This is a genomic window from Methylomonas rivi (assembly GCF_024505165.1).
Classification (GTDB): Bacteria; Pseudomonadota; Gammaproteobacteria; order Methylococcales; family Methylomonadaceae; genus Methylomonas; species Methylomonas rivi.
In genome coordinates this window covers 1-14,475 of record NZ_JANIBK010000101.1, presented here as the reverse complement: position 1 = coordinate 14,475, position 14,475 = coordinate 1, and the positions used below count along the sequence as shown (strand labels likewise).

The window sequence follows — 14,475 nt, the reverse complement described above, 5'->3', positions numbered from 1 at the left end:
CTGCGGCCGGCGGGTGGTTTATAGGTTAGGATTTTTCCAGCAATTGCGCATGGGCCGCCGCCAAGCGGGCCACCGGAATACGCGGCGCGGAGCAAGATACATAATTCAAGCCCAAACCATGCACAAACCGTATGGATTTCGGATGGCCGCCGTGCTCGCCGCAAATACCCACTTTCAAATCCGGGCGTTGTTGCCGGCCCCATTCCACCGCCATTTTCATCAGTTTGCCCAAGCCTTGAATATCCAGGGTTTCGAAGGGATTGTCCTGCAATAAACCGGAATCCTCATACAGCGGCAAAAATTTGTTTTCCGCATCTTCTCTTGAGAATGAGAAGGTTGCTTGTGTCAAATCGTTGGTGCCGAAGGAGAAAAATTCGGCGGTTTCCGCCAGATTGTCCGCGCGGGTGCAGGCGCGCACGGTTTCTATCATGGTGCCGAATTTGAATTTCAGGCTGATTTTGTATTGCGCTTCCACTTCCGCCTGAATCTCGTCCACGAACTGTTTTACCTTTTTCAGTTCTTGCGCGGTGATGACTTGCGGCACCATGATTTCCGGTTCCACCGGAATACGCTGTTTAACGCAACGGGCGGCGGCCTCCAGAATCGAGCGGATCTGCATTTTGTAGATTTCCGGATAGCTCATGCCCAAACGCACGCCGCGATGGCCCAGCATGGGGTTAACTTCGTACAGTTCCAATACCTTGTCCAGCATCATTTGCTTTTTGGCGATGGCTTCCACAATGACTTCTTCGTTCAGCAAATTGAACGGGGCGGGCAGTTCGGCGTGGCCGGCCAGAGTATCCAAGGTAACGCGCTGACCCTTGACGATAGTCAGATAATGTTTCAGCGCATCCAGTTCATCCAGCAACTGGTGTTCGTTCGGCAAAAACTCGTGCATGGGCGGATCGAGCAAACGCACGGTGACGGGATACGGCGACATGGCTTCGAACAACTGCTCGAAATCGTCGCGTTGGATAGGGAACAGCTTTGCCAGAGCGGCTTCGCGTTCCTCGGTGCCGTTGGCCAGTATCATGTCGATAACCAACGGCAGGCGGTCGACGGCGTTAAACATGCGTTCGGTACGGCACAAACCGATACCCTTGGCGCCGTATTCCACCGCCAGTTTGGCCATGGCGGGGGTGTCGGCATTGGCATGCACGCGCAAGCGGGCATTGTCGTCCGCCCAACTCAACAGGGTTTTCAGGTCCTGCGAAAAAGTGGCTTTGATGGTCGGAATGCGGCCCAAAAAGATATCGCCGGTGCTGCCGTCGATGGTGATTAAATCGCCTTCCTTGATATGAATATCGCCGACGATGGCCAAGCGTGCCCGCACATCGACCCGAATATCTTCCGCGCCGGCCACGCAGGCTTTGCCCATGCCGCGCGCCACCACGGCGGCATGCGAGGTCTTGCCGCCGCGGCTGGTCAAAATGCCTTGGGCGGCGAAAAAACCGTGGATGTCTTCTGGTTTGGTTTCCTCGCGCAATAAAATCAGGTCGGCGCCGGTTTTACCCAGGCGCACCGCGGTATCCGCATCGAAGACGCATTTGCCGCAGGCGGCGCCCGGCGAGGCGGGCAGGCCTTGGGCGATGGCTTGTTGACCGTGATCGAGCGCCAATTGCGGATGCAGCAATTGTTCCAGCAACTCGGGGTTGATGCGCAGCAGGGCGCGCTCCTTGCTGATTAAGCCTTCGTTGACCATGTCGATCGAGGTTTTTACCATCGCCGCCGCGTTCATTTTACCGTTACGGGTTTGCAGGCAATACAGCACGCCGCGCTCGATGGTGTATTCGTAATCCTGCACTTCCTGGTAATGCGCTTCCAGTTTGTTGCGCAGTTCGACGAGCTGGCGATATTGCTCAGGCATTTCTCTGGCCATTTCGTGCACCGGTTTGGGGGTGCGGATGCCGGCCACTACGTCTTCGCCCTGGGCATTGACCAGGTATTCGCCGTACATTTCGTTTTCGCCGGTACCGGGGTTGCGGGTAAAGCCAACTCCGGTAGCGCAGTCGTCGCCCATATTGCCGAACACCATGGTAACGATATTCACCGCAGTGCCGTTTGCGACATCCGGCGTAATATGAAATTCGCGCCGGTAATCCACCGCCCGGCGGCCCAGCCAGGAATTGAATACCGCCTTGATGGCGATTTCCAGTTGCTCGTAAACGTCTTCCGGAAAAGGCCGGCCGGTTTCGTCCTTGACAACTTGCAGGAACAGCTCGCTGATTTCCTGCAGCTGATCCGCGCTCAGCGCCACATCGGCCTTGATGCCGGCATTGCGTTTGACGGTTTGAAAATGCACGTCGAATTTTTCATCGTCGATGCCGAGTGCCACCTTGCCGAATAACTGAATGAAACGCCGGTAAGCATCGTAAACGAAGCGGGCGTCGTCGGTCATTTCGATCAGGCCGGCCAGGGTTTGCTTGTTCAAACCCAGGTTAAGAATAGTGTCCATCATGCCGGGCATGGAAATGGCGGAGCCGGAGCGTACCGACACCAACAGCGGGTTGGCGGCGCCGCCGAATTGCTTGCCGGTGGCCTGTTCAATGGCGCTGATTTGTTGACCGACTTCGTCCATCAGGCCGGCCGGCAGCTGTTTGTTTTCCAGATATTGCAGACAGGTGGCCGTGGTAATCACAAAGCCCGGCGGTACGTTGAGCCCCATTTGCGTCATTTCGCACAGGTTGGCACCCTTGCCGCCCAATAACGCCTTGTTTTTACCGTCGCCTTTATCAAATGAGAAGCTGTATTTTGGGTCCATTGCGTATCTTGTGAGTGTTGTGGAAAGGTGGTCCGATTATAAACGCACTGAATCGGCTTGTTTGATTTTGTTTAGCGTTACCGCAGTTTGGGCCGCGCCGATTTCAACACGTCAACCGTTGCCATGGTATCCCGAGTAATCCGCGGAGACGCCCCAGCCGGCGGCAAAGGTTAAACCCGCCAATCTTGAGGGCGTTACCCGCCCAAGCGGCGGGCTATTTCTCGGTGACCGAGCGATCCGGCAGATTGACGATAAACCGTTTTTCCAGTTCGTTCTCGATAAGAATTTCCTGTTTACCCGGCAATAGTTCCAAGCGAGTAAAGAATACTTCCTGCACGTCGGTTTCCTTGCCTTCGACGTAATGAATCGGGTAGACGATAACATGCCAAAGCATTTCCCCGGTTTTTTGATCGAGCGCGACCAAAAAGCCGCTTTTTTGTTCGTACCCTAATTTATTACCCTGGCGTAACTCCTTGTAGACCACGCCGTTGACTGTGATGGGTTCGAGTTCCGGCGGTAGGCGCCGGCGTCTGCTGCCGATTGTATTCATGGTTTTGCTCTCCGCTTGCTTGAGTTCGGGTTCGCCAGCCGTGGTTTGCTGGTGCCCGCCGGTGTCAAAATTGTTGTCGGAACAGGCGGACGCGGAACCCAGAACCGTCAAAAAGAAAATATAGAAAAAACGCTTGAAACTTAGCACAATGATTTTCCCCGATAGTTGCTTGCCGGCATCTGTCTACGGCTCTTTCAGAACCGCCTGGATTTTCCCCTTGGTGAGGGCGCCGTTGACATTCGCGGCATAAAAGCCCCAGTTATCGGCATTCTCCAGCGCTTTGTCGGAGGGAAAACTGCCGGCGTTCGGTTTCAGGCCGGATTCGCTATAAAAGTGATCCTTGGTCTTGATTTCACGGTGGGAAAGCTCGTGCACAATAGTAATCGCCCATTCCAGCTTGGTTCCGGACCGTCCAAGCAAGACTTTTTCCACATAGATGACATGCAGTTTTTCGTCGTGCACCAAGGCGTAGGTGGTTTTCCATAGATTGGGCTGGGTGCTGCGGTCCACGGTATCGTCCGAAAACACCAATTGATTGGAATTACAGACGTCGCGTATTTTTTTGAAGCCCGCCGTCAGTTTTTCGATTAGTTCGTCCAGTTTGGCGTCATCGGTATTTTCGTCCGCGAACCATCGGCTCACCAAGTCCCGGTCTTTTTTAACCTTATTTTTGGCCGAGGCCAGACTGATCAGGACTTTTTGGCACCATGCCAGCGCGTCCTGGGTGCCGGCCGACATTTTGTTCATGTTGCCCGTGCTGAAAATCTCGGTCGTATGAGCCAACCTGGATTTAAGGTGCACCTTATTCAGTTCCGCAAACTCGTCGTAAGTCCAGTTGGCGTAGCGTTTCGGCGGCGAGCAGACCCAAATGCTTTGCGCGCCGCGTTTGCTAATGAAGTAAACATGCCTGAGAAATTTAAGCGCCGCGGCCCGGTCCTGCAGCTTGTTGGCATCGTCTTGCTTGGCGGCTTCCAGAATCGCATCCGCTTCCACGCTGCGGCTGGTTTTGGCGGCGCCCTTGGGGTACTTGATGTCGTTTTGCAGTTTGGTCAGGCTGGCCGCTTCGGCATCGTTCAAGCCGTCGTCGTCCATCAGCTTCTTGATTTTAGTCTTCAGGAAACTGTCCCAATCCTTTTCGAAGGTTTCCTTCGTGATGACATCCTGAGTTTTGCGATAAGCGTCGGTAAAGGTTTCAATCATGGCTAACCCCTCAACAATCCGTTAGATAATGCTGGAAATACCGCATCGACTCGCTCGCGGCATACCGATGAACATAGACGCATTGCCGGCTAAAGTCAAAGCCGTTGCGGTAAGAGGCAGGTCAACCGCACTTAAGCGCGATTGCCCTTTTTGGCGCACCTTATCGCGTTGAACAACGTGACACCCAGCGATATAAGCTTTTAAGCTGGGTGTCGCTAACGTTCAGCCCTGCATTTGCTGTTATGTCTTATGATTTGTGAGGAAATCGATCAGAATATTTTTACGGAACTCAATCGAAGATGAATCATTGGGGGATTGAATCAATCGGTCATATTCGAGCCTTAGCGATCAAAAGCCTCTATCTTGGGACGACTAAGCAAGTAGCCTGGATGGAGCTTTGCGGAATCCGGGCTTGGGTCGCCCGCAAACTTGATTCCCGTATTCCGCTGTGCTGCACATACGGGCTACTGAGCTAGAGCTTCATCGAGGCATTGAAAGTTGGCTTTTCACTGGTTCCCACAGACATTCATTTTTTCAATCCACCAAACTTTAAGTTTCAACATTCAATTCCGATTACTCAGTGGCCAAAGCCATGTCCGTGTCAGCCTGTTTGAAGATGTAAACGCCTGTCTTAACTCATTTGGTTTTGCGGAGTTTAGAGGGCGATGATTTTGTCTTGATGCCGTTATATTTGGTCGTAAAGGGACGTTTATTCGGCTGTTGCTTGTCCAGCGGATTATCGGCGGTTTTGGGTTGAAAGCTTGGAACCAAGTGCTGCTTGCCGTTGCCGATCAAATCGGCGCGGCCCATATCCTTTAAGGCTTCGCGCAGCAACGGCCAGTTTTTCGGGTCGTGGTAACGTAAAAAGGCTTTATGCAAACGGCGTTGCTTGATACTTTTGGGGATGGCGATATCCGGGCTGCCGCGGGCGACTTTGTGCAATGTGTCTTTACCCGAATGGTACATGGCGGTGGCGATGGACATTGGCGACGGCAGAAAGGCCTGTACCTGGTCGGCGCGGAAACCGTTGCGTTTCAACCATAAAGCCAGATTCAGCATGTCCTTGTCTTCGGTGCCGGGGTGGGCGGCGATGAAATAGGGGATCAGATATTGTTCCTTGCCGGCTTCCTTGGAATATTTGTCGAACATGGTCTTGAAACGGTCGTAAGTGCCCATGCCCGGCTTCATCATCTTCGACAGCGGGCCTTGCTCGGTGTGTTCCGGGGCGATTTTTAAGTAACCGCCGACATGATGCGTGACCAATTCCTTGACGTATTCCGGCGTCTCGACGGCGATGTCGTAGCGCAGGCCGGAGGCGATGAAGATTTTCTTGATACCGGGCAGTTTGCGGGCACGGCGGTAGAGTTTCACCAGCGGCGTCTGGTCGGTATTTAGGTTGTGGCAGATGCCGGGATAGACGCAAGACGGTTTGCGGCAGGAGGCCTCAATGTCCGGATCCTTGCAGGCCAGCCGCCACATATTGGCGGTCGGGCCGCCCAGGTCGGAAATATGGCCGGTGAAATTAGGCGAAGTGTCGCGAATGGCTTCGATCTCGCGAATAATCGAATCTTCGGAACGGTTTTGAATGATGCGGCCTTCGTGTTCGGTAATCGAACAAAAGCTGCAGCCGCCGAAGCAGCCGCGCATGATCAAAACGGAATGCTGGATCATTTCGAAGGCCGGAATATTCGCCTTGCCGTAGGCATGGTGCGGCAGGCGCGAGTAGGGCAGGTCGAACACGCCGTCCATTTCCGGGGTGGTCAACGGCAGCGGCGGCGGATTGATCCACACCTCTCGGTTGCCGTGGCGTTGAATCAGCGCGCGGGCATTGCCGGGGTTGGTTTCGCCGTGCATCACCCGCGAGGCATGGGCATATAAAATCGGGTCGTCCTTGACGGCGTCGTAATCCGGCAAACGAATCACGGTTTGCGCGCGTTGTTTGTTGGCGATGGGTTTGAATTGGATGACTTTTTCATCAGGCGATGATTCGGGCTTAGAGTCGGCAGCACGGGTTCCCGACCCGTTGCTGCACTCCGACCCTCCCTGGTCGTCGCACGCCGGCATTTCCTGATAAGGGCTTTGATGCACAATCACCGCGCCGGGCTTGTCGATGTCGGTGGAATCTTTTTCCATCCAGCCGATGGGTACTTGTTTAACAAAATGCACGGTACCGCGTATGCCTTTAAGGTCGGCAACGGTTTCGCCCTTGGCCAGCCTGTGGGCAATTTCAACCACTTGCCGTTCCGCGTTGCCGTAGACCAACAAGTCGGCCTTGGAATCCAGTAAAATCGATTTGCGTACCTTGTCGGACCAATAATCGTAATGGGCGATGCGGCGCAAGCTGGCTTCGATGCCGCCGATGATGATGGGCACGTTTTTATAGGCTTCGCGGCAGCGGTGCGAATACACGTTTACGGCGCGATCCGGGCGTTTGCCGGCGGCGCCGTCGGCGGTGTAGGCGTCGTTGGAGCGGATTTTTTTGTCCGAGGTATAGCGGTTAACCATGGAATCCATGTTGCCGCCGGTGACGCCGAAAAATAATGTGGGTTGGCCGAGTTTTCTGAAATCGGCGGCTGAGTGCCAATCCGGTTGCGAAATAATGCCGACCCGGAACCCCTGCGCTTCCAGCACCCGGCCTATCACCGCCATGCCGAAGCTGGGATGGTCGACATAGGCATCGCCGGTCACCAAAATAATGTCGCAGGCGTCCCAACCCAATTGCTGCATTTCTTCCAGGCTCATCGGCAATTCCGGGGCCGGTCCGAAACGTTGGGCCCAGTATTTTTTATAGCCGAAAATGTTGGCCGCGTTGTGATTCACTGAATGATTATCCGGTTAATGGCGCGGGTGTTGCTGCGCTTTAGGTCTTGGAGAAAGGTGGGGAATTCCAGTTGATACTGTTGTTCCAGTTGTTGGGCTTTTTCGATCAAGTCTTTCATGCCTAGCTTGGGAAAACCTTCGGCAAAAGCAAAACCGATGATATTGCCGCGCGTGCGCACCGGCAGAAACAATATCCGCCAACCGAACACCCGGCCCAAATTCCAGCTGACCTGCTTGAACAAGTCTTTATCGGTGCCCCATAAATTGATGACCAACAGACCGGTTTTGGTCATTAAGGTTCGGCAATTGTCGAAAAACAGTTCGCTGCTGACTTCCGGAGCCATGCCGGCGTGGTCGTAGGCGTCTATCATGGCCAGATCGTAAAGCCCCGAATGGCTGCGGCTTTGTTGCAACACATGCTGGGCGCCGCAGCCGATTTTGATTTTCAGGCGCGGGTCGAACGGCAGGCCGAAATGGCTGCGGGCCACTTTCAACACCCCGCTACGGTATTCCACAACCTTCAGCCGGCAATCGGCAAACTGATGCAACATGAATTTGGCGATGGTACCGCCGCCCAAGCCTATCATCAACACGTCTTGCGGCTTGTCGTTAAACAACAGTAAGGCCATCATGGCCCGCGCATACAGGGAATGCAGGCGGTTGGGTTCGTTGATCAGCATACTGCTTTGCCGCGAGTGGGAACCGAAATGCAGCGCCCGCTCGCCGTTTTTGTCGACGATTTCGATAATGCCTTCGTCATCGTGGGTTTGGTGTACCACCAGACCGTCGTATTTGTACATGCGATACGGCGAAAGAAAAATTGCGCCATTTTCCTTGAAAATCCGCCGTTTGTCTTGTTATTCGTTTTATTACGCCGGCTCTTGCAAGGTTACGGAGGCTGATTTTTAGTAAGTTTCCTGGATGAAGCCTTGCGGAATCCAGCTTGGCAGCGGCCCGCAAGCTTGATCTCCGTATTTCGCCGCGTTGCATGCGGGCTGTCTGGTTGAACGCTTCAAAGCGTCGCCTGATTAGAAAGATGATTCAGCTAAACCTAAAACTCCGTCATGCATCGCAGGGATGCGGGCATCTTAATCGGTAAGCGTCAACGCTTTATACACCCGCTCGGCGGCTTCGAGCGCGCCTTCCAGATAGCCACCCGCCTGGGCGGCGGTTTCGGTGCCGCAGAAATACAGTTTGTCGCGCCAGTGATCGAGTTGCAGCGGGGCTTGTCCGTAAGCCGGGTGCACGGTTAGCGGGATTTGATCCGCGCCGGTGGCTGTAAAGGTTTCCGTGCTCCAATCCTGAATGATGACCCGCAAGGGATTGGCGGCCTCTTCGCCGAACAAGCCGGTCAATTGCTGCACGACCATTTCCTCCAGATTATCACGGTAATAAGCCCGCGCCGCCGCCGGTAAGCCGAAAAAGCCGAACAATACCGCTGCTTTCGGGGCGGACGGACAAGCGTCGTACAATTCCGCCAACACCGCGCCCGGATAACGTAACAGAGCGTTGCCGGAAAATCCGTATCGGCGCCAAAATGCCTGTTCATAGACCAACAATACTTTGGCGTGAGCGGCCATCCAGGTCGGGGTATCCCGCAGAATCTTCATGAATTTAGCCGGCAACGCCGGTTCGTAGCGGATGGTTTCGGCCAATATGCGTGGCGGGGTGGCCAATACCACTTGGCGGGCTCGCAGTTGCCGGTCGCCGTTGGCGGTGGCAAACACCAAATCGATGTGAGTTTGGCGGTCGGTAAGGCTTAGCAGGCGATGCTGCAAATGCAACATGCCGTCCGGCAGCCGCTTTAATAAGCCGTCAATCAACTGCCCGCAGCCGCCCTCGATGCGCCGGGAGCCGGCATGAGTTTCGACATCGATATACAAGGACGGCACCTGCCTGGGGTCGATTTGATATAGGCTGTGGCCGCCGTCCCATTGCCGAAATAGTTTTAATCCCAAGCGTGCGGCCAGTCCGGCGATGCGGGGTTGCCGGTCCGGCCATAACCAGGTGGGGCCTAAATCCAATGCCAACTCCGGCTCTGGCAAAGTATGAGTCAGAATGCGGCCGCCGCAACGTTCGCGGGCTTCGAAAATGGCGATGTTGCGTCGGCCGTCTTGCAGTCGCTCGGCCAGCGCCAAACCCGACAAGCCGGCCCCGATAATCGCTACATCCAGCATCGGCGTCATATTTCCGCGCCGTTGCGGCAGCGCAGAGTGTTGGTCCGCCAACGCGGCAATGCCGGCGCCTCGGTGGACGGGGTCGGCATGATCAGCTTTCTGCGAAAAACATCCCAAACGCCGTCATAGCGTTGTTGCACCCGGATGCTCCAGCCCCAAACGATGGGTAAATACACCGGCACCCAGATATACCTGTCCGGCTGCAGCGGGTCGGCGTTTTGCATGAAATACAAAGTATATTTTTCCAGCACGCTGAGCGAGGCTACGGCTTGTCCGTCAATTTCGGCCGGAATGCCTTGCGAGGCGGTATGACTGAATTCAAAGCGTTGTTGCCGGCCTTGGGCTTGAAAACCGCACACAGGTTTAACCGCGGCGGAATCGGCCGGGTCGTTGAGCAGCAATACCGGGCCGTTGCCGCCGCTTTCGGTATCCAGTAATGCCACCGACTCGCCATTTGCCAGCACGGCAGTTCGGGTTGACTCAACCAGTTGCACGATACCGAGCTGACCGGCATGGGCTGGGGTCTGCCATTCCAATTCAAAACGGGGACAAATAATCAGGGTGGGGAGATTTTGGATCAAGCGCACTTCCGGTGCGGCCATGCGGGTATCCAGCAGGTTCAAATGGTTGAAATCCGCGCCGCGCGGTTGACCGGCTTCGCCTTGCAACGCTTGGCATATTCGCGGAGGCAGCAAATCCGCATCCCAGACAAAGCCCAGCGTGGGTTGATCAAGTATATTGATAGCCTCGATTTCCGAGGTGTCCGTAGCGAGCCGATATGCGCCGACTAGGCCATGCTGTAGGGCATCATCCGCCACCGCAAGCGGGTTGAGCTCGGCCTCGGGTAACTCGATACGGTAGCAATGGCCTGGAAATACTCGAATATCGCGAACGACAGGCGGGTGCCGCGGCGGAAGCGGCAACTGGAAAATATAATCCATGGGTAGGCTGTGATCGGCTTAAATGGTAAATACCATTCAATAATGAGGCCAATTCGACTACCAAGTCTTGATAAAGCATAAGGGCCGGTTTTTTACGGCTTAATTCATGTCGGATCATGCGATGGCCGGCGCGGAATAAGCCAATGGATGTCATAAATGCGACAAATGCCGCTGTTCGCAGGCTTGTTTATCCGCTTGCTTGTCGGTCTTCAGCGGCCAATTTGCCGGCTGAATGGGCTTAATTTACCTGCCGCCGCCGCGCTTGGTTGTCGCTTATTGCCTGCTTCGCGTAAAATCCATGTCAAACGATGTTTAACCCATGGAGTAATGCAATGAAATATTCTTTAATCGCCGTGCTGTTGCTAGTCGGCAAGCTGGCTTTCGCCGAAGAAGCGGCCAAGGACGAGTGGAACGAAACCACCCTGAAAGAAGAAACCATTCAAAAGATTCAGCAAGCTCAATATACCTATAAAAAATGCGTGGTCGACACCATGCAAAAACCCGACTTTGCCAAGCTGGAAAGCCGAAATGCCACCGATGCCATTATCAAATTGTGCGAACCCACCTTAGCCGATATGCGCAAGGTCTATACCGACGCCGAAGTGCCCGGCGTGATTGCCGATCGGCATCTGAAAAAATTGCGCATCCAGGTTACCCGCAATTTGTTGCAGGAATTGATGTATGCCGAAGCCGCCAAAAAAGCCGGCCAACCTTAATCAACCTTATCGGAACCAATGAATACCTATACCATCGATCTGGCTTTACGCCCGACCACGTTCGATTTATGGCACGTTTGCCTGGCCGGCACGGTTGCCGTATTGGCTTTGCTATTAATTGTCGTGCTGTTATCTGTGTTGCTGGGCATGCGCCGTTGTAAACGCAATGTTCCGGCGGCACCTGTCGCGCCGGCTATTGCCCCGCAACCTGAAATCAAAGTCGTCGAGAAAATCGTCGAAGTGGAAAAAATCGTGCAGGCGCCCGCGCCCGAACCGGTAATTCTCAAAGAAGCGACTCCCGACGCGGCCCTGCAGTTATTAAGCCTGTTGCAAAAGGAAGCCCGCTTCATCGACTTTATCAAGGAAGATGTCGGCGCTTATTCCGATGCCGATATCGGCGCGGCGGCGCGGGTGGTGCATCAGGGTTGCAGCAAGGCTATCAACGAGCATTTCACGCTGGCGCCGGTCAGTCAGGATCAGGAAGGCAGCCGGGTAAGCTTGAACAAGGGCTTCGATGCCGCCAGCTACCGTTTGACCGGCAACATCGTCGGCGAAGCCCCGTTTAACGGCACCCTGGTGCATAAAGGCTGGCAAGTGACCGATCTGCGTTTGCCCAAGTTGACGGAGGGGCACAACGCCAAAATCATCGCCGCCGCCGAGGTTGAATTATGAGTACGGAAGCCCGTTATTCGGTCGGCATCGATTTGGGCACCACCCATTGCGTAATTTCGTACGTGGATTTGCAGCATAGCGGCGACGAGGTGGCGTTGACGGTTTTAGCGATACCGCAATTGACGGGACCGGGCACCATCGAAGAAAAGCCGCAATTGGCTTCGTTTACCTATTTACCGCATGCCGCCGAGATCGTGGAAGGCGCGACGGCGCTGCCCTGGGCGGCAAAACCCGAATATCTGGTCGGCGAAATTGCCCGTAATCTGGGCAGCAAAACCCCGATTCGCTTGGTAGCCAGCGCCAAAAGCTGGCTGTGCCACGCCGGCGTCGATTGCAAGCAGGCCATTTTACCGGTCGATGCCCCCGAGGAAATCGAGCGTATCTCGCCTTTTTCCGCCAGCATGGCTTACCTGCAACATTTGCGGGATGCCTGGAACCATCGGTTTCCGGAACATCGTCTGGAACAACAGGATGTCACCCTCACCGTACCGGCGTCCTTCGACCCCGCCGCGCGGGAATTGACCGTGGAGGCGGCGCGTGCCGTCGGCTTGCATCAGGCCGTGCTGCTGGAGGAGCCGCAAGCCGCCTTATATAGCTGGATAGAAAATAGCGAGGGCGATTGGCGCAACCACGTGCATGTCGGCGACGTGATATTAGTGATCGACGTCGGCGGCGGTACCACCGACTTGTCGCTGATCGCGGTGACCGAACAGGACGGCAATTTGCAACTGACCCGGGTGGCGGTCGGCGACCATATCCTGCTGGGCGGCGACAATATGGATTTGGCTCTGGCCTACACCGTCAAGGCCAAAATGGAACAGGAAAGCGGCAAGCGTCTTGAATCCTGGCAGTTGCAGGCACTGACCCATGCCTGCCGGGAAGCCAAGGAAAAATTGTTCAACCAGCCCGAATTGGGCAGCATGCCCATCGTCGTGGCCAGCCGCGGCTCGTCGTTAATCGGCGGCACGCTGCGCACCGAGTTAAGCCGCGACGAGTTGAACCGGGTGTTGGTGGACGGTTTTCTGCCGCAGATAGCCGTCAGCGAAAGACCCGTGGTCAAGCCGCGCGGCGGTTTGCGCGCGGCCGGTTTGCCTTATGCCCAGGACGCCGGGATTACCCGCCATTTGGCGGCTTTTTTAGCCAAACAAAAACAGGCCACCCATGAATTGGGTCATGCGGCGCCAGCCGAAAACGCCAGTTTCCTGCATCCGACCGCGGTATTGTTCAACGGCGGCGTGTTAAAAGCCGCCGGTTTAGCCGAACGTTTGATGGGGATTTTAAACGGCTGGTTGCAGGCTGAACAGGCACCGGAAGCCAGGCTGCTGAGCGGTGCCGACCTGGATCTGGCGGTGGCGCGCGGCGCCGCCTATTACGGTTTTGTGCGCAAGGGTAAAGGCGTGCGCATCAAGGGCGGCACGGCGGCCTCGTATTATGTCGGCGTGGAAAGCGCCATGCCGGCGGTGCCCGGACTGCCGCCGGAAATCGAGGCCTTGTGCATCGCGCCGTTCGGCATGGAAGAGGGCAGCGAACAAGCCTTGCCTAATGACGAATTCGGCCTGATTATCGGTGAGCCGGTACGCTTCCGGTTTTTCGCCTCCAAAACACGTCGTGAAGACCAGGTTGGGACGCGGCTGGAAACCTGGGGCGGCGAGGAGTTGGAAGAACTGGACGAAATAGAAATCACGCTGCCGGAAGAGGGCAAACATCCCGGTGAAATCGTGCCGGTGCATTTGTCGGCCGCCGTTACTGAAGTCGGTACCTTGGAACTGAAAGCAGTATCCAATTGGGACGACAAACGCTGGAAAATCGAATTCGATGTGCGGGCCGGCGACAATTAAACCCGGCTAAGAAGAACGGTTGGGCATGGTTTACATGCCCAACCGTGCCCATATTTATTGATAATATGGGTTGGTTTGTTGCGGATAGCCTTGCTGCGGATATTGCTGATAAGGCTGCTGCTGCGGATACTGTTGTTGCGGATATTGCTGCTGGTAAGGCTGTTGCTGCTGCGGATACTGTTGTTGCGGGTATTGCTGCTGGTAAGGCTGTTGCTGTTGAGGATATTGTTGTTGCGGGTAACCTTGAGGTTGCTGCTGAGGCTGTTGGCCGGCGCCCGCGTTTTGGTTGGCGATGATGGAAATTTCCACCCGGCGGTTGATGGCGCGGTTGGCATCGCTGGTGTTGGGCACTTTGGGTTGGCTCTCGCCCATGCCTTGTTTGGCAATCCGAATCGGATTGACGCCGCGTTGCGCCAAATAATTAGCCACGCTGATGGCGCGGGCTTCCGATAAACGCTGATTGTCCGCATCGGAGCCGACGTCATCGGTATGACCCGTAACCATAAGGTTGGAATCGGGATAGTTGTTTAGCACTTGCGCAACCGAATTCAGCGCATTTTGGGCATCGAAATTCAAATCGGATTTGGCGAAGGCAAAATTCACGCTGCTGTTGCTGGGCATGTTCAACGTCAGCGTGTTTTCCGCGGTACGCTGCACTTGGATGCCGGTACCCTGCAGCGACTGCTGCATCTCTTGTTCCTGCTTATCCATGTAATAACCGATGCCGGCGCCCACGGCGGCACCCGCCAAGGCGCCCAAGCCGGCGTTTTTCCAGTCGTTGCCGCCGAACAGCGTGCCGG

Annotated in this window: 11 protein-coding genes; 3 read left to right on the top strand and 8 right to left on the bottom strand. The window is 55.3% G+C overall.

The window, feature by feature from the left end; translation table 11 throughout:
* Positions 1-25: 25 nt before the first annotated feature.
* The 7 genes from ppdK to NP596_RS15270 form a co-directional block, all read right to left on the bottom strand.
* Entirely contained in the window at positions 26-2,761 is a 2,736-nt protein-coding gene (ppdK, locus tag NP596_RS15300) for a pyruvate, phosphate dikinase (RefSeq protein WP_256616253.1), read from the bottom strand.
* A gap of 214 nt (positions 2,762-2,975) precedes the next feature.
* Complete coding sequence (locus NP596_RS15295; protein ID WP_256616252.1) at positions 2,976-3,458, bottom strand: hypothetical protein; 483 nt, start codon at positions 3,456-3,458, stop codon at positions 2,976-2,978.
* A gap of 36 nt (positions 3,459-3,494) precedes the next feature.
* Positions 3,495-4,511 carry a M35 family metalloendopeptidase gene (locus tag NP596_RS15290; RefSeq protein WP_256616251.1) on the bottom strand — a complete coding sequence of 339 codons (1,017 nt, stop codon included), beginning with the start codon at positions 4,509-4,511 and terminating at the stop codon, positions 3,495-3,497.
* A 636-nt stretch (positions 4,512-5,147) separates the two neighbouring features.
* Positions 5,148-7,331 carry a YgiQ family radical SAM protein gene (locus NP596_RS15285; protein WP_256616250.1) on the bottom strand — a complete coding sequence of 728 codons (2,184 nt, stop codon included), beginning with the start codon at positions 7,329-7,331 and terminating at the stop codon, positions 5,148-5,150.
* Positions 7,328-8,131, bottom strand: a complete 804-nt coding sequence (locus NP596_RS15280; RefSeq protein ID WP_256616249.1) for a spermine/spermidine synthase domain-containing protein — start codon at positions 8,129-8,131, stop codon at positions 7,328-7,330. Before NP596_RS15280 ends, NP596_RS15285 begins: the two co-directional genes overlap by 4 nt.
* 288 nt (positions 8,132-8,419) lie before the next feature.
* Positions 8,420-9,517 carry a flavin monoamine oxidase family protein gene (locus NP596_RS15275; RefSeq protein WP_256616248.1) on the bottom strand — a complete coding sequence of 366 codons (1,098 nt, stop codon included), beginning with the start codon at positions 9,515-9,517 and terminating at the stop codon, positions 8,420-8,422.
* The gene (locus NP596_RS15270) at positions 9,514-10,449 is read right to left on the bottom strand and encodes a hypothetical protein (RefSeq protein WP_256616247.1); all 936 of its coding nucleotides are present in this window, start codon (positions 10,447-10,449) and stop codon (positions 9,514-9,516) included. Before NP596_RS15270 ends, NP596_RS15275 begins: the two co-directional genes overlap by 4 nt.
* A gap of 332 nt (positions 10,450-10,781) precedes the next feature.
* Here NP596_RS15270 and NP596_RS15265 point away from each other — a divergent pair, with 332 nt between their 5' ends.
* The 3 genes from NP596_RS15265 to NP596_RS15255 are packed head-to-tail and all read left to right on the top strand — an operon-like array spanning position 10,782 to position 13,675.
* Positions 10,782-11,165 carry a hypothetical protein gene (locus NP596_RS15265; protein WP_256616246.1) on the top strand — a complete coding sequence of 128 codons (384 nt, stop codon included), beginning with the start codon at positions 10,782-10,784 and terminating at the stop codon, positions 11,163-11,165.
* Between the two features lie 18 nt (positions 11,166-11,183).
* Complete coding sequence (locus NP596_RS15260) at positions 11,184-11,837, top strand: DUF2760 domain-containing protein (protein ID WP_256616245.1); 654 nt, start codon at positions 11,184-11,186, stop codon at positions 11,835-11,837.
* The gene (locus NP596_RS15255; RefSeq protein ID WP_256616244.1) at positions 11,834-13,675 is read left to right on the top strand and encodes an Hsp70 family protein; all 1,842 of its coding nucleotides are present in this window, start codon (positions 11,834-11,836) and stop codon (positions 13,673-13,675) included. Before NP596_RS15260 ends, NP596_RS15255 begins: the two co-directional genes overlap by 4 nt.
* 54 nt (positions 13,676-13,729) lie before the next feature.
* Here NP596_RS15255 and NP596_RS15250 read toward each other — a convergent pair.
* The coding region (locus tag NP596_RS15250) for a YiaD family glycine zipper/OmpA-like lipoprotein (protein WP_256616243.1) at positions 13,730-14,475 on the bottom strand (746 nt) is incomplete at its 5' end.

What these genes read in the sequence shown, in the direction of transcription:
- NP596_RS15265 (WP_256616246.1), top strand. Translation starts at nt 10,782, where the DNA reads ATGAAATATTCTTTAATCGCCGTGCTGTTGCTAGTCGGCAAGCTGGCT.
- NP596_RS15290 (WP_256616251.1), bottom strand. Translation starts at nt 4,511, where the DNA reads ATGATTGAAACCTTTACCGACGCTTATCGCAAAACTCAGGATGTCATC.
- NP596_RS15270 (WP_256616247.1), bottom strand. Translation starts at nt 10,449, where the DNA reads ATGGATTATATTTTCCAGTTGCCGCTTCCGCCGCGGCACCCGCCTGTC.
- NP596_RS15275 (WP_256616248.1), bottom strand. Translation starts at nt 9,517, where the DNA reads ATGACGCCGATGCTGGATGTAGCGATTATCGGGGCCGGCTTGTCGGGT.
- NP596_RS15280 (WP_256616249.1), bottom strand. Translation starts at nt 8,131, where the DNA reads ATGTACAAATACGACGGTCTGGTGGTACACCAAACCCACGATGACGAA.
- ppdK (WP_256616253.1), bottom strand. Translation starts at nt 2,761, where the DNA reads ATGGACCCAAAATACAGCTTCTCATTTGATAAAGGCGACGGTAAAAAC.
- NP596_RS15255 (WP_256616244.1), top strand. Translation starts at nt 11,834, where the DNA reads ATGAGTACGGAAGCCCGTTATTCGGTCGGCATCGATTTGGGCACCACC.
- NP596_RS15260 (WP_256616245.1), top strand. Translation starts at nt 11,184, where the DNA reads ATGAATACCTATACCATCGATCTGGCTTTACGCCCGACCACGTTCGAT.